The 22,076-nt window shown below is 62.3% G+C and carries 25 protein-coding genes; 8 read left to right on the forward strand and 17 right to left on the reverse strand.

Going from position 1 to position 22,076, the window contains the following annotated elements:
• The first annotated feature begins 12 nt into the window (after nucleotides 1-12).
• Nucleotides 13-354 (forward strand): winged helix-turn-helix transcriptional regulator, encoded by a 342-nt coding sequence (locus AC1DUY_RS07145; protein WP_478113261.1) that lies wholly within the window; start codon nucleotides 13-15, stop codon nucleotides 352-354.
• Here the strand turns inward: AC1DUY_RS07145 and AC1DUY_RS07150 are convergent, their stop codons facing one another.
• From AC1DUY_RS07150 to AC1DUY_RS07175, 6 genes are all read right to left on the reverse strand, one after another.
• Nucleotides 355-798 (reverse strand): NfeD family protein, encoded by a 444-nt coding sequence (locus AC1DUY_RS07150; protein WP_120287203.1) that lies wholly within the window; start codon nucleotides 796-798, stop codon nucleotides 355-357. It abuts the gene before it with no gap.
• Between the two features lie 10 nt (nucleotides 799-808).
• Complete coding sequence (locus AC1DUY_RS07155; RefSeq protein WP_089265787.1) at nucleotides 809-1,798, reverse strand: SPFH domain-containing protein; 990 nt, start codon at nucleotides 1,796-1,798, stop codon at nucleotides 809-811.
• Between the two features lie 234 nt (nucleotides 1,799-2,032).
• Nucleotides 2,033-3,070: a ferrochelatase gene (gene hemH, locus AC1DUY_RS07160; RefSeq protein ID WP_478113264.1), complete on the reverse strand. Its 1,038-nt coding sequence runs from the start codon at nucleotides 3,068-3,070 to the stop codon at nucleotides 2,033-2,035.
• 71 nt (nucleotides 3,071-3,141) lie between these two features.
• Nucleotides 3,142-4,227, reverse strand: a complete 1,086-nt coding sequence (locus AC1DUY_RS07165) for a nickel/cobalt transporter (RefSeq protein ID WP_478113387.1) — start codon at nucleotides 4,225-4,227, stop codon at nucleotides 3,142-3,144.
• 167 nt (nucleotides 4,228-4,394) lie between these two features.
• Nucleotides 4,395-5,030, reverse strand: coding sequence for a DUF1007 family protein (locus AC1DUY_RS07170; protein WP_478113266.1), 636 nt, complete (start codon nucleotides 5,028-5,030; stop codon nucleotides 4,395-4,397).
• Between the two features lie 13 nt (nucleotides 5,031-5,043).
• Nucleotides 5,044-7,134, reverse strand: a complete 2,091-nt coding sequence (locus tag AC1DUY_RS07175) for a M3 family metallopeptidase (protein ID WP_478113268.1) — start codon at nucleotides 7,132-7,134, stop codon at nucleotides 5,044-5,046.
• Nucleotides 7,135-7,265: 131 nt separating this feature from the next.
• On the opposite strand from AC1DUY_RS07175, the gene AC1DUY_RS07180 reads away from it, so the two are divergent.
• From AC1DUY_RS07180 to AC1DUY_RS07205, 6 genes are all read left to right on the forward strand, one after another.
• Nucleotides 7,266-7,517 (forward strand): hypothetical protein, encoded by a 252-nt coding sequence (locus AC1DUY_RS07180; RefSeq protein WP_068728984.1) that lies wholly within the window; start codon nucleotides 7,266-7,268, stop codon nucleotides 7,515-7,517.
• An 874-nt stretch (nucleotides 7,518-8,391) separates the two neighbouring features.
• The gene (locus tag AC1DUY_RS07185) at nucleotides 8,392-9,534 is read left to right on the forward strand and encodes a type III PLP-dependent enzyme (protein ID WP_068728986.1); all 1,143 of its coding nucleotides are present in this window, start codon (nucleotides 8,392-8,394) and stop codon (nucleotides 9,532-9,534) included.
• 148 nt (nucleotides 9,535-9,682) lie between these two features.
• Nucleotides 9,683-10,279, forward strand: a complete 597-nt coding sequence (locus AC1DUY_RS07190) for a GNAT family N-acetyltransferase (protein WP_478113270.1) — start codon at nucleotides 9,683-9,685, stop codon at nucleotides 10,277-10,279.
• A gap of 54 nt (nucleotides 10,280-10,333) precedes the next feature.
• Nucleotides 10,334-10,720 carry a RidA family protein gene (locus AC1DUY_RS07195; protein ID WP_478113271.1) on the forward strand — a complete coding sequence of 129 codons (387 nt, stop codon included), beginning with the start codon at nucleotides 10,334-10,336 and terminating at the stop codon, nucleotides 10,718-10,720.
• Nucleotides 10,721-10,991: 271 nt separating this feature from the next.
• Entirely contained in the window at nucleotides 10,992-11,396 is a 405-nt protein-coding gene (gene rnk / locus AC1DUY_RS07200) for a nucleoside diphosphate kinase regulator (RefSeq protein ID WP_089265783.1), read from the forward strand.
• A 129-nt stretch (nucleotides 11,397-11,525) separates the two neighbouring features.
• Nucleotides 11,526-12,971 (forward strand): homospermidine synthase, encoded by a 1,446-nt coding sequence (locus AC1DUY_RS07205; protein WP_441230737.1) that lies wholly within the window; start codon nucleotides 11,526-11,528, stop codon nucleotides 12,969-12,971.
• Nucleotides 12,972-13,186: 215 nt separating this feature from the next.
• Here AC1DUY_RS07205 and AC1DUY_RS07210 read toward each other — a convergent pair whose 3' ends face one another.
• Nucleotides 13,187-13,927 carry an acetoacetate decarboxylase gene (locus AC1DUY_RS07210; RefSeq protein WP_478113273.1) on the reverse strand — a complete coding sequence of 247 codons (741 nt, stop codon included), beginning with the start codon at nucleotides 13,925-13,927 and terminating at the stop codon, nucleotides 13,187-13,189.
• A gap of 216 nt (nucleotides 13,928-14,143) precedes the next feature.
• Between AC1DUY_RS07210 and AC1DUY_RS07215 the strand changes: the two genes are divergently transcribed.
• On the forward strand, nucleotides 14,144-14,629 hold the full coding sequence (locus AC1DUY_RS07215) for a MaoC family dehydratase (RefSeq protein WP_478113389.1): 486 nt from the start codon (nucleotides 14,144-14,146) through the stop codon (nucleotides 14,627-14,629).
• 23 nt (nucleotides 14,630-14,652) lie between these two features.
• On the opposite strand, the gene AC1DUY_RS07220 is transcribed toward AC1DUY_RS07215, so the two are convergent.
• The 10 genes from AC1DUY_RS07220 to AC1DUY_RS07265 all read right to left on the reverse strand — a co-directional run bounded on the left by AC1DUY_RS07220 (nucleotide 14,653) and on the right by AC1DUY_RS07265 (nucleotide 21,999).
• Entirely contained in the window at nucleotides 14,653-14,991 is a 339-nt protein-coding gene (locus tag AC1DUY_RS07220) for a superantigen-like protein SSL4 (protein WP_439074596.1), read from the reverse strand.
• A 106-nt stretch (nucleotides 14,992-15,097) separates the two neighbouring features.
• Nucleotides 15,098-15,814: an MgtC/SapB family protein gene (locus tag AC1DUY_RS07225; RefSeq protein WP_089265780.1), complete on the reverse strand. Its 717-nt coding sequence runs from the start codon at nucleotides 15,812-15,814 to the stop codon at nucleotides 15,098-15,100.
• A gap of 96 nt (nucleotides 15,815-15,910) precedes the next feature.
• Nucleotides 15,911-16,933, reverse strand: coding sequence for a WD40 repeat domain-containing protein (locus AC1DUY_RS07230; protein ID WP_478113274.1), 1,023 nt, complete (start codon nucleotides 16,931-16,933; stop codon nucleotides 15,911-15,913).
• Complete coding sequence (locus AC1DUY_RS07235; RefSeq protein WP_478113276.1) at nucleotides 16,933-17,973, reverse strand: CobW family GTP-binding protein; 1,041 nt, start codon at nucleotides 17,971-17,973, stop codon at nucleotides 16,933-16,935. The genes AC1DUY_RS07230 and AC1DUY_RS07235 overlap by 1 nt, the downstream gene beginning before the upstream one ends.
• A gap of 56 nt (nucleotides 17,974-18,029) precedes the next feature.
• Complete coding sequence (locus tag AC1DUY_RS07240) at nucleotides 18,030-18,911, reverse strand: metal ABC transporter substrate-binding protein (RefSeq protein ID WP_478113278.1); 882 nt, start codon at nucleotides 18,909-18,911, stop codon at nucleotides 18,030-18,032.
• A gap of 11 nt (nucleotides 18,912-18,922) precedes the next feature.
• Complete coding sequence (locus AC1DUY_RS07245; protein ID WP_478113280.1) at nucleotides 18,923-19,792, reverse strand: metal ABC transporter permease; 870 nt, start codon at nucleotides 19,790-19,792, stop codon at nucleotides 18,923-18,925.
• 5 nt (nucleotides 19,793-19,797) lie between these two features.
• The gene (locus AC1DUY_RS07250; protein WP_478113282.1) at nucleotides 19,798-20,556 is read right to left on the reverse strand and encodes a metal ABC transporter ATP-binding protein; all 759 of its coding nucleotides are present in this window, start codon (nucleotides 20,554-20,556) and stop codon (nucleotides 19,798-19,800) included.
• Nucleotides 20,553-20,765 carry a hypothetical protein gene (locus AC1DUY_RS07255; RefSeq protein WP_089265775.1) on the reverse strand — a complete coding sequence of 71 codons (213 nt, stop codon included), beginning with the start codon at nucleotides 20,763-20,765 and terminating at the stop codon, nucleotides 20,553-20,555. Before AC1DUY_RS07255 ends, AC1DUY_RS07250 begins: the two co-directional genes overlap by 4 nt.
• Before the next feature lie 89 nt (nucleotides 20,766-20,854).
• Nucleotides 20,855-21,229: a fluoride efflux transporter CrcB gene (gene crcB, locus AC1DUY_RS07260; RefSeq protein WP_231079114.1), complete on the reverse strand. Its 375-nt coding sequence runs from the start codon at nucleotides 21,227-21,229 to the stop codon at nucleotides 20,855-20,857.
• 170 nt (nucleotides 21,230-21,399) lie between these two features.
• A complete protein-coding gene (locus AC1DUY_RS07265; RefSeq protein ID WP_093757222.1) occupies nucleotides 21,400-21,999 on the reverse strand; it encodes a superoxide dismutase in 600 nt (199 codons plus the stop codon).
• Nucleotides 22,000-22,076 lie beyond the last annotated feature (77 nt).

Below are 22,076 nucleotides of genomic sequence, written 5' to 3' on the forward strand. Positions count from 1 at the left end.
GAGAGTAATGTGATGGCAAAGTCCGTTTCCAAGCAGCCCAGACGCGGTGTGCGCGGCTCGACGACCGGCCGACCGATCATGGCGCTGCTCGACCTGCTAGGCCGGCGCTGGACGCTGCGCATTCTTTGGGAGTTGCGTGAGCACTCCCTGACCTCACGAGCGCTGCGCGAGGCTTGCGACGACGCGTCCCCTACCGTTCTGCAGGCACGCCTGAGCGATCTCAGAGACGCGGGTCTGATCGCGCTGCGGCCCGACGGCTATGGGCTGACGGATACAGGCCGGGAGTTGCAGGACACCTTCCTGCCACTGCATCACTTTGCGGAGCGGTGGAGCAAATCGCTGGCGGCTGACTGATCAGGCCACGTCCACCGTCAGACTGGCCCCATCCGCCTTCACGATCTTTACCCGCGTCCCGGCCGGCGTATCCGGGCCACTGACGCGCCAGACCGTGTCGTCGATGCGCACGATGCCCTCGCCGTCGATGATCGGCCGATCCAGCGTGCAGATACGGCCGACCAGCGCGTCGCTGCGCTTGTTGAGGAACGGGTTCGGATTGGCGCCGGGCTTCTGACGCGCAATACGCCGCCACAGCGGAACGGCGGCAACGGCGAACAATCCGAACAGCAGGATCTGCACTTGCCAGGACGGCGTGACGATGAAGGACAGCACGCCGACCAGGAATGCGGACAGCCCGAGCCAGAACATGAAGACGCCGGGCGCCAGCAGCTCCAGCGCCATCAGCAGCACGCCGAAGATCAGCCAGTTCCAGCTCCCCAAAGTGACGAACATTTCGGCCATTGCGAAATCCCTAGCTGCGCGGCGGCGTTGTACCCGCCGGCGGCACCGATCCGCTGCGGCGCGCGGCAGCCTGGGCCGAGGTCGAGTTCTCGCCGAAGGTCGCCTTGGCGATCTCGCCGATACCGGCCAGCGAGCCCAGCATGCTCATGGCTTCCACCGGCAGCATGATGACCTTCTGGTTCGGCGATTCCGCAAGCTGGCCGAACGCCTTGATGTATTTGTCGGCGATGAAGTAATTCAGCGCCGCAACGTCACCCTTCGAAATCGCCTCCGACACCACCCGCGTTGCGTTGGCTTCGGCCTCTGCGGAACGCTCGCGTGCCTCGGCGTCACGGAACGCAGCCTCGCGGCGACCTTCGGCCTGCAGGATCTGGCCCTGCTTGGCACCCTCGGCACGGAGAATTTCCGACTGGCGCTGACCCTCAGCCTGCAGAATGTCGGCGCGCTTGACACGCTCGGCCTTCATCTGCCGGCCCATAGCCTCGACCAGATCGGCCGGCGGCACGATGTCCTTGATCTCGATACGGTTGACCTTGAGGCCCCATGGCGACACCGCGGCATCGACGACGCGCAGCAGCCGCTCATTGATCTCGTCACGATGCGACAGCACCTGATCGAGATCCATCGAGCCCATTACCGAACGGATGTTGGTCATGGTCAGCACGATGATCGCCTGATTGAGGTCGGACACTTCGTAGCTTGCCTTGGCCGCGTCGAACACTTGGAAGAACGCGACCCCGTCCACGGTGACGGTGGCGTTGTCCTTGGTGATCACTTCCTGCTCGGGGATGCTGATCACCTGCTCCATCATGTTCATCTTGCGACCGACGCGGTCGAAATACGGGATGATGAGGTTGAGGCCTGGCGACAGCGTACGGGTGAATTTGCCGAAGCGCTCGATGGTCCAGTCATAGCCCTGCGGCACGGTCTTCACGCCGGCGAACAGCGTGAAGATGATCAGCAGCACAACGGCGATGGCGAAAATGTCGTAACCGGACATTAAAGTCTCCCTGCGGCAAAATGGACGCGCGACATATGGCGCCTCGTTGTTTTGTCGGCGTGGAGGATTTTAAGGTTCGAAATCGGGAAAAGCGAGAGCGCCGACGTGATCGCGAGCCACGGACCTCTCAGCCGTCATTGCGAGGAGCCCTTGCGACGAAGCAATCCAGTCTTCGCCTGTGGCTTCTGGATTGCTTCGCTGCGCTCGCAATGACGTGAATGGGTTGGAGCGCCCTTAGATCCAGCCCTGCAGCTCACGCAGCACAAGCTGGCGGATCGTGTCCATGCCCTCGTCGCTATCGTTGAGACAGGGGATCGCAGAGAACTGCTCGCCGCCGTTGTGCAGGAATATCTCGCAATTCTCCTGCGCAATTTCTTCCAGCGTCTCCAGACAGTCCGCCGAGAAGCCCGGCATTACGACAGCAATGCGACGCACGCCGTCCTTGGCGAGCTGCTCGATGGTCTTGTCAGTATAGGGCTGCAGCCAGGCATCGAAACCAAAACGCGACTGGAAGGTCAGCAGCAGCTTCGGCGCGTCCGGCCCGAGCCGCTTGCGCAGCGCTTCGGTCGTGGCCACGCATTGCGCCTGATAGGGATCGCCCTTGTCGATGTATTTCTGCGGCATGCCGTGGAACGACGCCACGATCATTTCCGGCACGAATGACAGCGTCGCCAGATGCTTCTCGATCGAGGTCGCCAGCGCGCCGATATAATCCGGCTCGTCATAATAGGGCGGCGTGACCCGCAGCGTCGGCTGCGCACGCATGGTGCCGAGTACGCGGAACACTTCGTCGCAGACCGTCGCAGACGTCGCCGCCGAATATTGCGGATAGAGCGGCACCACCAGAATGCGGTCGCAGCCCTTTGCAGTCAGGTCAGCGATGCGGGAACGGATCGACGGATTGCCGTAGCGCATCGCCCAATCCACCACGAGATGGGTATGGCTATCGAGTGACGCCGCGAGCTTGTCGGACTGCGCACGGGTGATCGTCTTCAACGGAGATTCGTTTTTCTCCGTGTTCCAGATCTTCAGATAGTCCTTGGCCTTACGGCGCGGCCGTGTGGTCAGGATGATGCCATTGAGGATCAGCTTCCACAGCAGGCCCTGGTTCTCGATCACGCGCGGATCGGACAGGAACTCTCTGAGATAGACGCGCACGCCGCGGGTATCCGCGGTGTCGGGAGTTCCGAGATTGACCAGCAAGACGCCGACGCGTTCCGGTATCTCCAGGGTGGAGGCCGGTGGCTGCTCGAGGGAAACGACATTTGTCATGATGCCGGTGGCTTCGCGCTTTGGCTGGACCTTGTCAAGACGATGGACTGTCCATCAGGGCAGGACGGTGATCAGAAACAGGTGACGCGTTCGGCCGCGACATAGCCCAGCAGCAGGCCAACGCCGAACAGCATCACCAGCGCCGCCGCGCCGAACTCAATCCCCCGCATCACCAGCGCGCCACTGCCATCGCGGCCACCGGCCAAACGGCCGGCGAGACCCTTGGCGGAGACGGCGATGACGGCAATGGTTGCCACGGTAATCGCGGTTCCCAGGCCCATCACGAAGGTGGCCGCGATGCCGGCCCAGAACATGCCCTGCGCCAGCGCGAAGACCAGCACGAGGATCGCGCCGGAACACGGCCGGATGCCTACCGTGAACACGGCCGATAATCCACGCGCCCAGCCACCGGGGCCAGCGAGCTGATCCGGCGTCGGGCCATGGGAATGGCCGCAATGCTCGTCATGAACGTGATCGTGATGACCGTGCTCATGATGCGCATGTGCTGAAGCCGTCGCCTCGGCATGCGCCGTATGGGCGTGCGCATGAGCATGCGCGTGGCCATGAGCGTGCTCGTGATGATGGTGGTCATGGCCATGATCATGCGCGGACGCACTGGCATGCGCCATCGCGAGCTGCGGGCCGGCGGCCGGCAGCGACGGCCGCAAGGCGCGGATAAAACCGCGCCCCTTGCTCCAGACCAGCCGCGCGCCGAAGGCCGCGATGAGACCGTAGCTGGCGATTTCCACCCAGCGCTCGGTGCTGCACATGGTCTTGGCCGTGACATTCAGCAGCCAGGCACCAATGCCGACGATCAATACCGCCACCAGTGCCTGCATCAGCGCGGAGACGAAGGACAGCGCAATGCCGCGTCTGGCGGTCTCTTCATTGGCGACCAGATAAGACGAGATCACCGCCTTGCCGTGCCCGGGTCCGGCGGCGTGGAAGATGCCGTAAGCAAAGGAAATCGCCAGCAGCGTCCACACGGCGCTGCCGTCGGACTTCGCGGCACGGATGGTCGCCGACATCGCCCGGTAGAATTCGGACTGCTTGGTGAGCAACCAGCCGATGATGCCGCCGACCTGTGAATCCGGCACGCCCTTCGGCGCCCCGAACGGATTCTGCGCGAGAGCGTGATGCAGCGAAGCGTCGGTCATGGTGGCGACGACCAGCACTGCCGCACAAACAAGAACGACACTCCATCCGCTCGTCATGGCCGGGCTTGTCCCGGCCATCCACGTCTTCCGGATGCCGGTGTCTAGGCGTGGATGCCCGGGACAAGCCCGGGCATGACGCGGGGGGAGACCTGTCGATGAAGTTACACTCATGGGCAATCGACCGTGATCTTATTGGCGAACATGGCGCCGTAATTGCTGTTCTCGCCATTCATGAAAGTGTCTTCATTCATGGTCTGCGCCTTGGCGGCGCCGTCCGACGGGCGCTGGATCGCCATCGTGCAGGCGGCCGGTGCGCCGGCTAGCTTGATGGGATCTTTCTTCTCGAGGCCGAAATCGACGAAGAAGCTCGGATCGAAGATTTCCAGCTCCATCTTCTTGGCCTTGAACGGCGTCTTGAATGGCAGCGTGAAGTGCAGCACCAGAGCTGCGTCGCGCTTTTCCAGATAATAGTCGACGGGATCGTTGAAGCGCTGCTTCTTGCCTTCCACCTTGGCGAAGGTGAAGAAGGCGAATTCCTTCAGCGACTCCACATTGGTCTGTGCCAGCGGCGCCAGTTCCTCGCGGGTATAGACGCCCTTGGTCTTGCTCTCGATGCCCTGCAGCGCATAGGTCGAGAACATGTCGTCGAACACCCAGGCATGACGCACACCTGTGATGGTGCCGTCCGGCGCGTAGATCAGTTCGCTGGATGCCGTGACGAAGACATGCGGGTGGGCCGAGGCGGCGGTGATGCCGCCAGCCAGCGCAACAACGATCGCGATCAGACCCAAAAAGCGGTTCATCAGAAGTATCACCTCACGCCGCCTCAGGCTCTTCCAACAACCCGCGCCGCCGCAGCAGCGCATCCGGCGCGGGCGCGCGACCGCGGAACGCGATATAGGCCGCTTCCGGATCGACCGAACCGCCCGACGAATAGATGTCGTCATGCAGCCGCTTGGCCACTGCGGGATCGAAGATGTTGCCGGCTTCCTCGAAGGCGCCGAAGGCGTCCGCATCCATCACCTCGGACCACATGTAGCTATAGTAGCCAGACGCATAGTGATCGCCGGAGAAGATGTGCCCGAACTGCGTCGGCCGGTGTCGCAGCGCGATTTCCTCGGGCATGCCGATCTTCTCCAGTTCCTTCTTCTCGAAGGCCGCGACATCTGCCGAAGCAGACGCCGGCTGGGTGTGGAATTCGAGGTCGATCAGCGCCGACGAAACGAACTCCACCGTGGCAAAGCCCTGGTTGAACTTGCGGGCAGCGATGAACCGCTTCAGCAGATCGTCGGGCAGCGGCTCGCCGGTCTGGTAGTGCTTGGCGAAAGTCTGCAGCACCTGCGGCTGCTCCTGCCAGTGTTCATAGAGCTGCGACGGCAGTTCGACGAAGTCGGTGAACACCGAGGTGCCCGACAGCGAGGGATAGGTGACGTTCGAGAGCATGCCATGCAGGCCATGGCCAAATTCATGGAACAGCGTGCGCGCATCGTCCGGCGACAGCAGCGATGGCTGGCCGTCGGTGCCCTTGGCGAAGTTGCAGATGTTCAGCACCAGCGGCGCGACGTCGCCGTCGAGCTTCTGCTGGTCGCGCAGCGAGGTCATCCAGGCGCCAGAGCGCTTCGACGGGCGGGCGAAGTAGTCGCCATAGAAGATGGCCTTGAGCGCGCCGCAGGCGTCCTTGACCTCCCAGACGCGGACATCCGGATGCCAGACCGGCACGTCCTTGCGCTCGGCGAAGGTGATACCGAACAGACGCGTCGCGGTGTCGAATTGCGCCGCGATCATGTTGTCGAGGGTCAGATAAGGCTTGATCGCCGCATCATCGAAATTAGCGCGGCGCTGGCGCAGCTTTTCGGCGTAATAGCGCCAATCCCAGGCAGCGAGCTTGAAGTTGCCGCCCTCCTCCGCGATCAGCTCCTGCAGCGCATCGCGATCGGCCAGCGCGCGGGCACGCGCCGGCTTCCAGACCCGCTCCAGCAGACCGCGCACGGCCTCCGGCGTCTTGGCCATGGAGTCTTCCAGGCGATAGGCCGCGAAGGTCGGGAAGCCCAGGATCTTCGCGGTCTCCTCGCGCAGCTTCAGGATTTCGACGATCGTCTCGTTGTTGTCGTTGGCGTTGCCATTGTTGCCGCGCTGGATGAAGGCCTTGTAGGCCCTCTCGCGCAGGTCGCGCCGCGCCGCGCTTTTCAGGAACGGCTCCATCGAGGACCGCGACGTGGTGATGATCGCCTTGCCAGTCATGCCGCGCTCGTCAGCCGAGGCCCTGGCCGAGGCGACGAAGCTCTCGGCGAGCCCATCGAGATCGCCTTCGCCGAGCTCCATGAACCACTCCTGCTCGTCGCCGAGCAGATGATGACTGAAACTGGTGCCGAGATGCGCGAGACGCTCGTTGATCTCGGCCATTCGCGCCTTGGCGGTCTCGTCGAGGCCGGCGCCGGAGCGGTGGAAGCGGGTATAGGTCCGCTCCAGGAGACGCATCTGTTCGGTGGTGAGGCCGAGCTCGGCGCGTTTGTCGTGCAACGCCACGATGCGGCCGAACAACACGGCATTCATCATGATCGGATTCCAGTGCCGCGCCATCCGCGACGACACGTCCTTGTCGATCTCCAGGATCGCCGGATTGGAATGCGCCGACACCAGATCGTAGAACACCGATGCCACACGGCTGAGCAACTTGCCGGAGCGCTCCAGCGCCGTGATCGTATTGGCGAAGTCAGGCGCGGCCGGATCGTTCACGATCGCGGCAATCTCGGCCGAATGGTCGAAAAACGCCTGTTCGAAGGCCGGCATGAAGTGCTCGGGCTTGATCTCGTCGAACGGCGGGGTCTCGAACGGGGTCTGCCAGGCTTTCAGAAGCGGATTTTCGAGACCTTTCGACGCAACCGGCGAGACCGACGTTTCTGACATAAGAAATCCTGCTTTGAAGCCCATAGAATGCGTCGATCTATACCACGCGATGGGGCTTTTTTGGGCCCTTTAGTGCTTGCCGCAGCAGGCTTTTTCGGAGAGATTGCGGCCCGAAACAGGACCTTGAGAATATGACCACCTCCACCGCCCCTCGCCGCATCTACTGGCCCAGCGTCATCACCGTCATCTCGGCGGCGATCCTGATCGGCGCGGAAGTGTTCGGCGCCGCCTTCGCGGGCGGCTGGGCGCTGTCGATCCTGTTCGGCCTCTCCACCACCGGCGAGCACATCCTGCAGGTTTGCCTGTTCCTCTGCGGCGTCGCTATCATGGTCGCCTTCCTGCGCACCGCCGCACGGATCGAGCCATTCACCCGCCGCGGCTGATCGCTGCGTGCCCGCACAGCTCCACTCTCCGGCTTCTTCACACTCGACTGTCATTGCCCAGCCAGGCGCGCAATTGCGTGCTTGAGTCGAGCGCCAGTCACCCGGGCCGCTCGTGATTCGTCGCTAGCTGTAGCGTTTACGGGATCCTTCCTCTCGCGGAAGAAGACACCGAGAGCGAGATGACAGCCGCACGAGAGGACGACTACAGGACCATGACGCTGGTGTAGTTCAGCACTCCACGCCAGCCCCAGACTACGCCAATTCCTTAACCGAACTTAACATCCGTTCATGTTGGGCGCACTGAGTGCGTCTCGTTTGCAACGCCGCGCGATGGCGTTGAATAAAATGCCCCGCAGCCCAAAAAAATTGTTGCGTAGCAGGGTCAAAGAACCTATTTCCGGTCTTGCCCAATTTCGCACGTGCCTGTGGTCGTGTGTCAGTCGGTAGGTATCCGGACAAGAGGCCGGACAGCCGCCAAGGGATGAAGAAGCCGAGGGTCGTTCGCGGAGTTTTGCGAAAGGCCAGCATCTCTCTCCAGAGATGCCGTTGAAGGTGACTTTGTTCTTTGCAACCGTGACTGGCAGCCGGAGGCGAACCGGCGCACCTCGTTCTCAACGGGGGACGCGACTTAAAGCAACGACGGAGCGGGCTTTTTTGGTCTCTGCTGGCTTTCCAACAGCCAGCGCGAATACCGAAGAGGCTTGTCCTTCATTGCCAGGTGTGCGGTAGGGTCACTCCCAACCAATCCACGGCAGCACTTACGGTCTGTACTTTTGGCTTTGCCACGCCTCCATCGCGTGTCTGGGTCCGAAAGCGCTGAACCGTCATCATTTTTTGAACGTGACCCTTTCGCGGGGCCGTTTGGGAGAGTGCTATGACCGAACGTATTCAGGAATTCCTCCGCGCCCGCCGCAACGAGGGCACCGATGTCGAGCCGTGCCTCGTCGTCGACCTCGAAGTCGTGCGCGACAACTTCCAGAGCTTTGCGAAGGCTTTGCCTGATAGCCGCGTGTTCTACGCGGTGAAGGCAAATCCGGCGCCGGAAGTGCTGTCGCTGCTGGCCTCGATGGGATCGTGCTTCGACTGCGCGTCGGTGCAGGAAATCCAGATGGCGCTCGACGCTGGCGCCACGCCGGACCGCATCTCCTTCGGCAACACCATCAAGAAGGAACGCGATATCGCGCGCGCCCACGCGCTCGGCATCGGCCTGTTCTCGGTCGACTGCGCCGCCGAGGTCGAGAAGATCGCGCGCGCTGCTCCCGGCGCCCGCGTGTTCTGCCGCATCCTCTACGATTGCGCCGGCGCCGAGTGGCCGCTGTCGCGCAAGTTCGGCTGCGATCCGGAAATGGCTGTCGACGTGCTGGACCTCGCCAAGCGTCTTGGCCTGGAGCCCTATGGCATTTCGTTCCATGTCGGCTCGCAGCAGCGCAAGGTGAAGGCATGGGACCGTGCGCTGGCGATGGCCTCGTCGGTGTTCCGTGACTGCGCCGAGCGCGGGATCAACCTGTCCATGGTCAATATGGGCGGCGGCTTCCCGACCAAGTACCTCAAGGAAGTCCCGGCGGTCGTGCAGTACGGCCGTTCGATCTTCCGTGCGCTGCGCAAGCACTTCGGCAACGCGATTCCAGAGACCATCATCGAGCCGGGTCGCGGCATGGTCGGCAATGCAGGCATCATCGAAGCCGAAGTCGTTCTGATCTCGAAGAAGAGCGACGAGGACGACGTGCGCTGGGTTTACCTGGACATTGGCAAGTTCGGCGGTCTCGCCGAGACCATGGACGAGTCGATCCGCTACGCCATCAAGACGCCGCATGACGGCGCCGAGATGACGCCCTGCGTGCTCGCCGGCCCGACCTGCGATTCGGCCGACGTGATGTATGAGAAGCTGCCGTATCCGCTGCCCGTGACGCTCGAGATCGGCGACAAGCTGCTGATCGAAGGCACCGGCGCCTATACGTCGACTTATTCGGCAGTGGCGTTTAACGGCTTCCCGCCGCTGCGCACCTTCCATATCTGAGCGTTGCAAATCTGACTTCGCTCACTATATCCGGCATCCACCCCGGATATGACTAATCGGAGAGCCGGCCCGCCGGCTCTCATCCCGTCACCTTCCAATTCTGGATGACAACACTCCGTGTGAAAAACGGAGTGGGGACCGACATGCCATGACCGATCTGCACGAGACCGCCACCAACAACACTGTTGCCCTGCCCATCGCAGCCCCTTCGTACGAGATCCGTGCGGAACGTGGCTCCGACGTCGCCGCCCGTGAATCTCTGCTGGATGTGAGCTTCGGCGCTTCGCGCCATGCCCGCACCTGCCAGCGACTGCGTGACGGACGACTGCCCGCCGAAGGCCTGGCCTTCTCGGCGGTGGTGCAAGGCAGGCTGGTCGGCACGATCAGGCTTTGGCATGTCGACGCCGGGGGCCGAGCTGCACTGATGCTCGGCCCCCTGGCGGTCGATCCGGGTGCCCGCGACCTTGGCCTTGGCGCCGCGTTGATGAATCACGCGATCGCCGAGGCCTCGGCGCGCGGCCATGGCGCCATCGTGCTGCTCGGCGACGCCCCCTATTACGCGCGTTTCGGATTCTCGCCGGACAGGTTGACCGCGCTGGCGCTGCCCGGGCCGTTCGAGCGTGATCGCCTGCTCGGCCTCGAGCTGAAGCCCGGAGCGCTGGATGGCGCCCGCGGCATCATCTTCGGAAGCGGTAAATGGGTCCGCAAGGCTGCTGAGCCTGCCGATCTGGCCCACGCGGCTTGATTTGACCACCAAGACACGGCATTGCGGAGCTCACCTCCGCAGGAGAGCCCGGTAATGACGCGCAAACTGATTTCCACCGGATCGCCATTCGAAAAGACCGCTGGCTACAGCCGCGCCGTGGTCGATGGCGATTTCTGCTTCGTGTCCGGAACTACCGGCTACGATTACACCACCATGATCTTGCCGGCAGATATCACGGCACAGACACAGAACTGCTTCAAGACCATTGAAGCCGCGCTGAGGGAGGCCGGCTTTGCCATGGCCGATATCGTGCGTGCGATCTACTACATCACCGACGCCAGCGACGCCGACAAGGTGTTCGCGGTGACCGGTGCCCATCTCGGCGAGATCAGGCCCGCCGCCACGCTCCTCGTGGTCTCCGGGCTCTACAAGCCCGAGATGAAAGTCGAAATCGAAGTCACCGCCAAGCGGCGCAGCTGATCGTCAACCGCGCGTCAGACACACCCGTTTGACGTCGCTGCTAGCAACGGCGCCATCGCCGGTTGACTTTCACTGCAGGATACATAGGTTTCGGCCATCATGACGAACCTGCCCCGCAACCGCTTACTGCTCCGCGCCGGTCACCTTCAAGCAGGAATGTGACCCGGGCGCACGCGCGCGTGCCGTCCGGGCTTGTTCGATTTCAACATCCTCATCATTCTTGGCATGCTCGGGCGCTTTGCGCGCCGGGCGTCATTTGGCTGTGAAACCCATGATCCATTCCCTTCGCACTGAGCTGCCGCCCATCACACTCCGCCGCAGCGACGGTGAGCGTCTCGGCGTACTGGCCGAGGCCGCTGCAGAGAAGTCCCCCGTGACCGCCGACTTTCTGGCCGGCGAAGTTGAGCGCGCGACGATCGTGCCCGATACTCATCCATTGCCCGGAATCGTCGGCATGGAGTCCGATGTGACGTTCCGCGACGATATCAGCGGGCAGGAAAAGCACGTCACACTGGTCTATCCGACCTCCGCCGACGTGGACGCCGGGCGAATTTCGGTATTGACCCCGATCGGAGCCGCGCTTATCGGCCTTTCTGCGGGGCAGTCCATTACATTCGAGACGCCCTCGGGGGAACCACGTTCGCTGACCGTTCTCTCGGTCGGCATACGGCGCTGAGCTGCATTTAATACCGGCATCGAGATTTCATTCCCGAAATTTCATTCTGATGTCACATCGTCACTGTCCTTTCCCAACCGCGCACGACGCAGCGCGTTCATCTCGATCCCTGTCTGGAGTTAGAAGCTGATGTCCTCATCCCCCGCCTCGCCGATCTACGCGAAGATCACTGGCCCCATCGTGATCGTCGGCTTCGGCTCGATCGGCAAAGGCATGGTGCCGATGATTGAGCGGCATCTCGACTACGACAAGTCGCGCATCACCGTGCTCGATCCCAAGGATGAGGGCCGCAAGGCGCTGTGCGACAAGCATGGCCTGCGCTTCATCCAGCAGGGGCTGACCAGGGAGAATTATCGCGACCTGCTGACGCCGCTCCTCACTGAGGGCGGCGGCCAGGGTTTTTGCGTCAACCTGTCGGTCGATACCGGCTCGGTCGATATCATGGAGCTCTGCAACGAGCTCGGCGCGCTCTACATCGACACGGTCAACGAGCCTTGGCTCGGCTTCTATTTCGACGCCTCGAAGGGCGCCGAAGCACGCTCCAACTACGCTTTGCGCGAAACGACGCTGGCCGCCAAGAAGGCACGTAAGCCCGGCTCGACCACGGCGGTCTCCTGCTGCGGCGCCAATCCCGGCATGGTCTCCTTCTTCGTCAAGCAGGCGCTGCTGAACGTCGCCTCCGACCTGAAGCTCAATGCCCCGCAGCCGAAGACCAAGGCCGAATGGGCGGACCTGATGCGGCAGGCCGGCATCAAGGGCGTCCACATCGCTGAGCGCGACACGCAACGCTCCAAGTCGCCGAAGCCGCCGGAGGTCTTCGTCAACACCTGGTCGGTCGAAGGCTTCCTCTCGGAAGGCGTGCAGCCGTCCGAACTCGGCTGGGGCACCCATGAAAAGTGGATGCCGGAGAATGCACACACCCATGAGGCCGGCTGCGGCGCTGCGATCTACCTGATGCAGCCCGGCGCCAATACGCGCGTGCGCACCTGGTGCCCGACCCGCGGCGCACAATATGGCTTCCTCGTCACCCACAACGAGTCGATCTCGATCTCCGATTATTTCACGGTGCGCGACGCTTCGGGCACCGCGGTGTTCCGGCCGACCTGCCACTATGCCTATCACCCGGCAGACGATGCCGTGCTGTCGCTGCACGAGATGTTCGGCTCCGGCAAGATGCAGACGAAGCACCACATCCTCGACGAAAACGAAATCGTCGACGGTATCGACGAACTCGGTGTGCTGCTCTACGGCCACGACAACAATGCCTACTGGTTCGGCTCACAGCTCTCCATCGAGGAGACGCGTGAACTCGCGCCCTATCAGAACGCCACCGGCCTGCAGGTGACCTCGGCCGTGCTCGGCGGCATGGTCTGGGCACTGGAGCACCCGACCGAAGGCATCGTCGAGGCCGACGAGATCGACTTCGAGCGTCTGCTGGAGATCCAGACACCCTATCTCGGCCCGGTGAAGGGCTACTACACCGACTGGACGCCGCTCGAAGGCCGTCCGGGCCTGTTCCCGGAAGATATCGACACGAGCGACCCGTGGCAGTTCAAGAACGTGCTGGTGCGTTGAACTGAGTGCTCAGCCTGAATGAGTAACGACGAAGGCGGCAGTGTCGGACACTGCCGCCTTTTTTGTACCTTCGCATTTTATGGTGAGGCTCTGCCTTCTCCCCACGTCATGGCCGGGCCTGACCCGGCCATCCATCTTCGTTGGACGGTGCAGAAAGGTGGATACGCGGGTCAAGCCCGCGTATGACGTCGGCGTGTGAGGAGGCCCTGGACAGCTCACTTCGCCAGATAATCAAACGCCACTTCGCCCAATCCCAGCGTCAGGTCGCACTTGAAGTGCAACGCCGACACGACCTCTTTCACCGGCAACCGCGCCACATCCGCCAGCGCATGTGGAAACAGGCCAAGCGCGGCAGGCCCGGTCCAGGCTTCCTTGAGATTGATCTCTTCCAGGTGATAGCGCACCAGCTCGCAGATGCGCGGCGTGCCATCGACATGCGGGATGATCTTCAGAATAAAGTTCGGCACCGTCAGCGCATGCATCACCGTGTCATGATCCACCGGCCGGTGCTTGTAGCCCATGGTGCCTGACGCGCAGAGCACCGAGCCGTAATGCAGCGTGCCCACCAGCACGTCGCTCTCCACGGCGATCTTCGGCGTCGCGCGCTTCTTCGGAAAGCCCCACAATTCGCGACCGCCGGCAATCGGCGCATCGTCGTCGAGATACATCGAATGGATATAGACGCCCTCGACGCCGTTGAGACGTACAGGGATTGCCTGCCCGGTCTCGGTATAGTCGCCGAAGCCGGTGGAATCCGGCATGCGGATAAATTCATATTTCACGATATTATCGATGATTTCCAAGGGCTCCGGCACCACGGCCTGCAGCGCGTCCATATCGGTGCGATAGCTGATGATGAAATATTCGCGGTCGTAGAATTTGTAGGGCCCGCGCGGGAATGACGGATTGGTCAGCGGCATCGAATAGGCGTTGTTGCGAACGTCGTCGATTTTCATGAAGCACCCCTGTGATCTCGTGCGCAGGGAGTATGGAGGCGACTGGTGAAGCTGGCGAGACAAGATTGCAGGCACCTGCCCAGCCAGCCGCCGTGGACACGTGAAAACACGAGACCACGATGACATATGAGCTTAAAAAGGGCCGTTTGAAACGCCGTCCATGACGGGCGCAAATATTGGGAAGCCGGAGTGTCAGACGAGAGACGTGCAGCCGAAATGGAAGCGATCCGCGCCAAGCTGATTCCGCTGGAACAATATCGCAAGCTGCTCAACGGACCCGAACTCGTGTCGGAATGGCTGATGGTCGATCAGACGATGATCCATACGTTTGCAGACGCCACCCGCGATCATCAATTCATCCACACCGATCCCGAGCGCGCCAAGGCTGAGACGCCGTTTGGCGGTACGATCGCCCATGGATTTCTAACGCTGTCATTGCTGTCGACGCTGGCTTTCGATGCGATGCCGGGCGTCGAGCGAACGCGGATGGGCGTCAACCATGGCTTCGAGCGCGTGCGGTTCAACAGTCCGGTCAAATCCGGCACGCGGGTGCGCGGCAAGTTTCGCCTGGTCAAGCTGACCGAACGCGTGGTTTCGCTGCAATCGGCCTGGGATGCGGTTATCGAAGTGGAAGGCGTGACCAAACCGGCTTTAGAAGCGCACTGGATCACGCTGGCGCTGCTGGATCCCAACACCGTCTGAATGATCGCTAGCTCAGCGTATGACTACTTCGCCGTGATCGGCGGCGCCGTTTTCTCCGCCGGCGCTGGTGGCAGCGCCGGCTTGGCGCCGGCATCGCGTGCTTCTGCATCCGGACGGGCCGGCTGCGGCGGCGTTTCCTGCGGGCGCTGGCCAGTAGTCGCCGGTTCTGCGGGGGCCGATGGCTTGTTTTCGGCACCAGGCGTCGACTGCAGTGGCGGCGTTGCCTGGGCAAATCGCGCGGATGGTGGCGTTAGCGTGAGCCGTGCCATTGCCGACGTCGATGCGCCCAATCCTGCAGCGGTCGCCAAGATCGCGATCGTGAAATACGTCCGGAACACGCGCGTCTGGGTCGTCGGGATCATGGCATCCACCGCAGTTAATGTGCGGTGACAACGGGAGCCGGCCGCCAAAGTTCCCGAGCCGGAAAGTCGCAGATCGCCCATGGCGCCCTGGACTTCTTCTGGACGACTAGTCCTTGGTGCTGACGTCCCATGTGGCGTTGCGCACGCCGGCATACGCCTCGAGCCGGGCGGCCACGGCATCCAGCTCCTTGGGATCGACGGCCGTCGAGACCAGCGTGGCCACGATCTCCTGCTGGGTGTCGCTCTGCTCGATCACATCGACATCGCCGACCGGATATTTTGCGGCTTCCAGCGCCTCCTGCAGGCGCTCGCGCATCTCGGGTACCACCTCGGGCGAGACCGTGAGCCGCACGTAATAGGTCACTTCCGACGACTTCGCGTCCAGCGGCGCCCGGTTGATCGCATTGACCAGCGGCCGCAGCAACGTATTGCCGGCCAGCACGAAAAACGTAAGCGCGATAGCCTGTGCGATCATGTCCGCGCCGGCGCAGGAGCCCACCGCGGCCGAACTCCATAGCGTCGCCGCCGTATTGAGGCCGCGCACATTGGTGCCTTCCTTCATGATGACGCCCGCACCGAGAAAGCCGATGCCGGAGACGACATAGGCGATCACGCGCACCGCGCCATCGGCACCGTGCAGCTGCATTGCCAGATCGACGAAAGCGGCCGCCCCGAGCGCCACCAGCACATTGGTGCGCAGGCCCGCGGTGCGCTGGCGATATTGTCGCTCAGCACCGATCAGCGTGCCCAGCACAAAGGCCGTGGCCAGGCTGAGCAGCGTGTCGAGGAAGTCGTAGGTCTGGAATGTTGCCAAAAATCGCATGATGTCTGCATGCGTACAGGAAGTGACGGGCGGATGACAATGCCGCCTCGCACCGACCGTCGTGAACTCCCTCTCCCCACAGGGGAGGTGAAAGAACTACAGCTCCAGCAATCCCGCGTCGCCGTCCTGATCGGCGAAGGCCAGCAGCGTACCCTTGGCATTCCAGGCCAGCGCGCTGACGGGCTGCCCTTTGTTGGCCCGCACCAGAATTTCCGCGCCATCGGTCATGCGAACCATCAGGATAGTGCCGTCACTGTAACCGGCGGCCAAGATGTCCTGCTTGGGATGACAGGCCACCACGGTGACCTTGGCCTTGAGCGGCGCCAGCATCGCCGGCTCCTTGCCCATCGGGCCGTCCTTGCTGGCAAACGGCCAGATGATGACCGTATCCGCGCCCGAGGTCGCGAGACCCTTGCCGCCGGCGCTCCAGGAAATCGAGCGCACGCGTGCCGGATAGCCGGTCATGCGCATGTGCTTGCCGTCCACGAGACGCCAGCCATGCAGCGCCGGCTCATGCATCGCGGTGACCAGAAACTTGTTGTCCGGGCTGAAAGTCACGCCGAGATGCGAACCGGCCCATTCCAGCACTTCGGCATTGCCGGCCATGTTGGGAAACCACAGCGTCACGCCGTTGTAGTGGGCTATCGCGAGCCGCAGCCCTTTGGGCGCGAATGCAAGGCCGCCAACGGTCGATGGCACCTCGAAGAATTTCACCTCGCCCTTCGGCGCCTGCACGAAGGCCGTCTTGCCCGCCGACCACGCCACGGCGCCATCGGGGTGCAGCGCGACGCTGTCGATCCAGCGCCGCTTGGTATCGGTCGCGAAGGTCGAGACCGTGCCGTCGCGGTCGAGCACGACGACCTTGCCGTCGTCGCAGCCCATCACGATGCGCTTGCCGTCGGAGGTCGAGCACAGGATGCCACCGAACGCGACCTCGACCGGCGACATCGCGCCTGCCGGATCGACCAGCGTGACTTTCTCTTCGGCGCCGACAAAGGCTGCCTTGTCGCCGAGAAAATGCACTGATGTGACCGACGCACCGATGGCCACCGGCAACACGCGGTCGGTGACCGATACGATGGATTCCTGCTCCTGCAGCGGATTGAAATCGGACATCATCAGGCGGGGATGCAGCGTTCGAAGCCGTCGCGGATCAGCTGCTCGGGCAGATCGCGACCGATAAAGACAAGACGGCTTTCGCGCTTCTCGCCGTCCTTCCACGGCCGCTGATGATCGCCTTCGAGCATCATGTGCACGCCCTGAAACACGTAGCGGTCGTCGTCGCCGGAGAACGACAGGATACCCTTGGAGCGCAAAATCTTGCCGCCCTCCTTGGCCATCAGATCCTGCAGCCAGGGCATGAAGGTCGACGCATCGAGCGCCTTGTCGGTGCGCAGCGACATCGAGTGCATGTCCTCGTCGTGATAGTGCTTCAAACCACCGTGGCCATGATCATGGTGATGATGGCCGTGATCGTGGTCATGATGATCGTGACCGTCGTCCGCGCTGAGGAACTCCGGTTCGATCTCCAGAATACGATCGAGATCGAAGGCGCCGCGCTCCAGCACGTCGGACAGCTTCACCTGCGCGCGTTCGGTCTTGTGCAGCTTGGCGTAGGGGTTGATGGCGCGGATGCGTGCCTCGACTTCGGCGAGCTCGGCCTTCGACACGAGATCGATCTTGTTCAGCACGATGACGTCGGCAAAGGCGATCTGGTTCTTGGCTTCCGGCGCATCCTTGAGGCGGTCGCTCAGCCATTTGGCATCGGCCACGGTCACGACGGCATCGAGCCGCGCATGGGCCTGCACGTCCTCGTCGACGAAGAAGGTCTGCGCGACCGGCGCGGGATCGGCGAGACCCGTGGTCTCGACGATGATCGCGTCGAATTTGCCCTTGCGCTTCATCAGGCCGTCGAGAATACGCACGAGGTCGCCGCGCACGGTGCAGCAGACGCAGCCGTTGTTCATCTCGAACACTTCTTCATCGGCGCCGATGATGAGATCGTTGTCGATGCCGATCTCGCCGAATTCGTTGACGATCACAGCGTATTTCTTGCCGTGATTTTCCGACAGGATGCGGTTCAGCAGCGTGGTCTTGCCGGCGCCGAGATAGCCGGTCAGCACGGTCACGGGAATTTTGTTGGCAGTCGCTTCAGACATGATCACTCCGGCGGGGTCTTTTCAGGGGCAGCGCCGGCAGCAGGGGTGCCCCTGCGCTAACTGGTCAGCGCGCTCGTCAGCGCCTTTATATTGTGCCTGACCATATCAATGTAAGTGGGTGCATCGCCGTTTTCGGGCGTCAGGCTGTCGGAATACAGCGTTCCGCCGATTTTTGCCCCGGTCTCGGCGGCGATCCGGCGCATCAGCCGGGGATCGGCGATGTTTTCCAGAAAAACCGCCGGAATTTTCGAGATCTTGAGCTGGGTGATGATGACCGCGATATCCTTCGCGCTGGGCTCCGAATCCGTCGAAACGCCCTGCGGCGCAATAAATTCGATGCCATAGGCCGCCGCGAAATAGCCGAAGGCATCGTGAGTCGAGATCACCTTGCGGTGTGCTTCGGGAATGGTGGCGATGGCCGCCTTCACATCGCTGTCGAGGGCGGTCAGCTTCGCGAGATAGCCCTCGGCGTTCGCCTTATAGGTGTCGGCACCGGCAGGATCGGCCTTGGCCAGCGCATCGCGAATGTTTGCGACGTAGATCCTGGCATTGGCCACCGATTGCCAGGCGTGCGGATCCTCGTGCGAGTCGAGCTTGCGCGGTGCGATGCCCTGTGTCGCGGTGACGATGACAGCCTTGCCGCCGGATGATTTGACCAGCCGCGGCAACCAGCCTTCGAAGCCGAGGCCGTTGACGACAACGAGCTTCGCGTCGACGATCTTTTTCGCGTCACGCGGCGTCGGTGTGTAGACATGCGCATCGCCATTCGGGCCGACCAGGGTCGTGACAGCTATCCGCTCGCCGCCGACATTGCGCACGAGGTCACCCAGGATGGAGAAACTCGCGACGACATCGATCTTGTCCTGCGCACGCGCCGGGACGATCGCCGTGACAAGCGACAGGACAGCAGAAAGGACGAATATGCTGGATTTCCGCATGACTGACACACCTACGCCTCAAGATGCCGGCCGGGGAACAATTGCCTTACCAAGCCACTGACATTGCCGAACAAAACCGAAAATACGTAGAGTACCGCGGCGACCAGGATGATCGCGGGACCGGACGGCACCTTGGTCTGGAACGACAGCACCAGACCGAAATAGCCGGAGACCATCGCGCTCGCGACGGAGATCATCATCATCCCCGTGATATCACGCGACCAGAACCGCGCGATGCCCGCCGGCAGGATCATCAGCCCCACCGCGAGCAGCGTACCGAGCGCGTGAAAGCCGTTGACGAGATTGACGACGACCAGCGCGAGGAACGCCAGATGCGCGGGTGCACCGGCGCGCGAGACTGTGCGCAGAAACACCGGATCGACGCATTCGATCACCAGTGGACGATAGATCACCGCCATCACCACCAGCGTGATCGTCGCGTTGAACGCGATCACCAGCAGCGTCTGATCGTCGAGTGCGAGAATATTGCCAAACAGCACATGCAGCAGATCGATATTAGTGCCGCGCATCGAAACGATGGTGACGCCGACTGCCAGCGATACGAGATAGAACGCCGCGAGCGACGCATCCTCCTTGATGACGGTGACGCGCGACACGAGACCAGCGAGCAGCGCAACGGAAAAGCCTGCAATCAAGCCACCAAACGTCATCGCGAACAGATTTAGCCCCGAGAACAGGAAGCCGATTGCCGCCCCCGGCAGAATCGCATGCGCCATCGCATCGCCGACGAGACTCATCCGCCGCAGCATCAGGAACACGCCGATTGGCGCGCCTCCGAGTGCGAGCGCCACCACGCCGGCCAAAGCACGCCGCATGAATTCGAAGTCGAGGAAAGGCGCGATCAGCGCATCGTAAAACATGGCGATCAGGCCGCCCGAGAATGCGCGGCATCGACGACGCAGGTGCCCGCGCCATCGTCGAAGGCCTCACACATGCGCCGTGCTTCAAGCAAGTTATCTGTGGTTAGCACCTGCTGCGTTGCACCCCAGGCCACGGAGCCGCGGGCAAGCAGCAACGTCTCCGGGAAATGCGAGCGCACCATCTCCATATCGTGCAGCGCCGCCAGCACCGTGCGCTTTTCTGCGTGCCAGTGACGCACCAGCGCAATCAGATCAGCCGACGTCTTGGCGTCGATCGCATTGAACGGCTCGTCGAGCACGATAACGCGTGCGTCTTGCAACAACACCCGCGCAAACAGCATCCGCTGCATCTGGCCGCCCGACAGCGTGCCGATATTGCGGTTCTCGAAACCATTGAGGCCGACAGAGGCGAGCGCCTGTCCTATTTGCGCACGCGCGGTCTTGCCAAGGCCGCCGAATATCCCGGTCGTGCGCCAAAGCCCTGTGCCGACGAAGTCGAACACCGAAATAGGGAATGTGCGGTCGATATCGACGCTCTGCGGCAGGTAAGCGATGTCGCGCGCCTTCAGGCCGCCAAGTGTGATCGCGCCCGTCAGCGGCTTCAGGATGCCGACGATGCCGCGAAACAGCGTGGATTTGCCGGCGCCGTTCGGCCCGACCACCGCGAGCAAACTGCCAGCGGCGATCTCGCCATTGAGGTGATGCACCGCCGGATGCCGGTCATAGCCCAGTGTGACGTTCTGGAAAGCGAGCTGCGCTGTCATGACGGCCTCATCGCCAGCAGAACCACCGCCCAGAGCGCTGCGGAGACCGCCAGCGCAGCCCCCAGCCGTGCGGGCAACGTCATGCGCAGGATCGACCAGGGCGCAGGCTGGGCTGGATGCGGGCTTGCCGGGCCATGGCTGTGGGTATGACCGTGGCCGTGAGCGTGACCATCGGAATGGTCAAAACCGTGGGAATGGGAATGCGCCATGAAATCGGGCCTGGCCAATGAATATCCGGCGCCAAGGCGCCTGACTGTCATTTATGTTATATTATAACATACCGCAAGTCTGGGAGGGTTCAGGCGAAGTGGCGGACCAGCGCCAGGCCGGCAAAAAGCCCAGCAATCGACAGCACCACCGACCCCAGCACATAGGCCAGGGCGAGGCCCAATTCGCCGCGCTCATAGAGCACTGCCGTATCCAGTGAAAAGGCCGAAAACGTCGTGTAGCCGCCGAGAATGCCGGTCATCAGGAACAACCGCCATGGCTGCGAGGCCTCACCCTTGTAAGCGAGATAGCCGGCGATCAGGCCCATCACCGCGGAACCGGTGATGTTGATGATGAAGGTACCCCACGGGAATGCCGTCCCCATGCAGCGAGCGCAGGTCATGTTGATGACATGGCGCAAGGTGGCGCCAAGGCCGCCGCCGACAAAAACCAAAACATAATTCATCGAATACCCGCTGCGCTTGGTGGCTCACGTCATTCCGTTCTGCCGCAGCGTGTCTGCGGCGGCAAGTCGCAGCAGGCCGAGCAAGACACGAAAACGTCACGACAACGAAAAAAGGCGGCAGCTTGCGCCACCGCCCTTCCCGCGCGTCATTAAACGCAAATCAAAAGCGATCAGACCGCCTTGCCGAACTGCTCGTCGACATATTCCCAGTTCACAAGGTGATCGACGAACGCCTTGAGATAGTCGGGACGACGGTTGCGGTAGTCGATGTAGTAGGAGTGCTCCCAGACGTCGACGCCGAGGATCGGGGTCGCGCCATGGACCAACGGGCTTTCGCCGTTCGCGGTCTTGGAGATTTCCAGCTTGCCGTTCTTGACCGAGAGCCAGGCCCAGCCGGAGCCGAACTGGCCGACGCCTGCAGCGGCGAAGTCGGTCTTGAACTTCTCGAGACCGCCGAGATCCTCGGTGATCTTCTTCTCCAGACGGCCGGGCAGCTTGTCGCCACCGCCGTTCGGCTTCATCCAGTTCCAGAAGTGGAGATGGTTGTAGTGCTGGCCGGCATTGTTGAAGAGCGCGGCATTCTTGCCGAACGAGCCCTTCACGATTTCTTCAAGCGATTTGCCTTCGAATTCGGTGCCCTTCAGCAGGTTATTGCCGTTGGTCACGTAAGCCTGATGGTGCTTATCGTGATGGAATTCCAGCGTTTCCTTCGACATATGCGGCGCGAGCGCGTCATAGGCGTAAGGCAGATTGGGAAGCGTGAAGGTCATGGGTCAAGATCCGCAATAATGGGAGAGTTGGCTTAACGGGAACCCTTATAGAAGGTTCCGCCCGGCTCCGACACTCC

Source organism: Tardiphaga sp. P4_G1, assembly GCF_056401215.1.

Bases quoted from the DNA above. Each gene is read 5' to 3' on its own strand.
- AC1DUY_RS07145 (WP_478113261.1), top strand. From the start codon at position 13: ATGGCAAAGTCCGTTTCCAAGCAGCCCAGACGCGGTGTGCGCGGCTCG.
- AC1DUY_RS07150 (WP_120287203.1), bottom strand. From the start codon at position 798: ATGGCCGAAATGTTCGTCACTTTGGGGAGCTGGAACTGGCTGATCTTC.
- AC1DUY_RS07155 (WP_089265787.1), bottom strand. From the start codon at position 1,798: ATGTCCGGTTACGACATTTTCGCCATCGCCGTTGTGCTGCTGATCATC.
- hemH (WP_478113264.1), bottom strand. From the start codon at position 3,070: ATGACAAATGTCGTTTCCCTCGAGCAGCCACCGGCCTCCACCCTGGAG.
- AC1DUY_RS07165 (WP_478113387.1), bottom strand. From the start codon at position 4,227: ATGACCGACGCTTCGCTGCATCACGCTCTCGCGCAGAATCCGTTCGGG.
- AC1DUY_RS07170 (WP_478113266.1), bottom strand. From the start codon at position 5,030: ATGAACCGCTTTTTGGGTCTGATCGCGATCGTTGTTGCGCTGGCTGGC.
- AC1DUY_RS07175 (WP_478113268.1), bottom strand. From the start codon at position 7,134: ATGTCAGAAACGTCGGTCTCGCCGGTTGCGTCGAAAGGTCTCGAAAAT.
- AC1DUY_RS07180 (WP_068728984.1), top strand. From the start codon at position 7,266: ATGACCACCTCCACCGCCCCTCGCCGCATCTACTGGCCCAGCGTCATC.
- AC1DUY_RS07185 (WP_068728986.1), top strand. From the start codon at position 8,392: ATGACCGAACGTATTCAGGAATTCCTCCGCGCCCGCCGCAACGAGGGC.
- AC1DUY_RS07190 (WP_478113270.1), top strand. From the start codon at position 9,683: ATGACCGATCTGCACGAGACCGCCACCAACAACACTGTTGCCCTGCCC.
- AC1DUY_RS07195 (WP_478113271.1), top strand. From the start codon at position 10,334: ATGACGCGCAAACTGATTTCCACCGGATCGCCATTCGAAAAGACCGCT.
- rnk (WP_089265783.1), top strand. From the start codon at position 10,992: ATGATCCATTCCCTTCGCACTGAGCTGCCGCCCATCACACTCCGCCGC.
- AC1DUY_RS07205 (WP_441230737.1), top strand. From the start codon at position 11,526: ATGTCCTCATCCCCCGCCTCGCCGATCTACGCGAAGATCACTGGCCCC.
- AC1DUY_RS07210 (WP_478113273.1), bottom strand. From the start codon at position 13,927: ATGAAAATCGACGACGTTCGCAACAACGCCTATTCGATGCCGCTGACC.
- AC1DUY_RS07215 (WP_478113389.1), top strand. From the start codon at position 14,144: ATGGAAGCGATCCGCGCCAAGCTGATTCCGCTGGAACAATATCGCAAG.
- AC1DUY_RS07220 (WP_439074596.1), bottom strand. From the start codon at position 14,991: ATGATCCCGACGACCCAGACGCGCGTGTTCCGGACGTATTTCACGATC.
- AC1DUY_RS07225 (WP_089265780.1), bottom strand. From the start codon at position 15,814: ATGCGATTTTTGGCAACATTCCAGACCTACGACTTCCTCGACACGCTG.
- AC1DUY_RS07230 (WP_478113274.1), bottom strand. From the start codon at position 16,933: ATGATGTCCGATTTCAATCCGCTGCAGGAGCAGGAATCCATCGTATCG.
- AC1DUY_RS07235 (WP_478113276.1), bottom strand. From the start codon at position 17,973: ATGTCTGAAGCGACTGCCAACAAAATTCCCGTGACCGTGCTGACCGGC.
- AC1DUY_RS07240 (WP_478113278.1), bottom strand. From the start codon at position 18,911: ATGCGGAAATCCAGCATATTCGTCCTTTCTGCTGTCCTGTCGCTTGTC.
- AC1DUY_RS07245 (WP_478113280.1), bottom strand. From the start codon at position 19,792: ATGTTTTACGATGCGCTGATCGCGCCTTTCCTCGACTTCGAATTCATG.
- AC1DUY_RS07250 (WP_478113282.1), bottom strand. From the start codon at position 20,556: ATGACAGCGCAGCTCGCTTTCCAGAACGTCACACTGGGCTATGACCGG.
- AC1DUY_RS07255 (WP_089265775.1), bottom strand. From the start codon at position 20,765: ATGGCGCATTCCCATTCCCACGGTTTTGACCATTCCGATGGTCACGCT.
- crcB (WP_231079114.1), bottom strand. From the start codon at position 21,229: ATGAATTATGTTTTGGTTTTTGTCGGCGGCGGCCTTGGCGCCACCTTG.
- AC1DUY_RS07265 (WP_093757222.1), bottom strand. From the start codon at position 21,999: ATGACCTTCACGCTTCCCAATCTGCCTTACGCCTATGACGCGCTCGCG.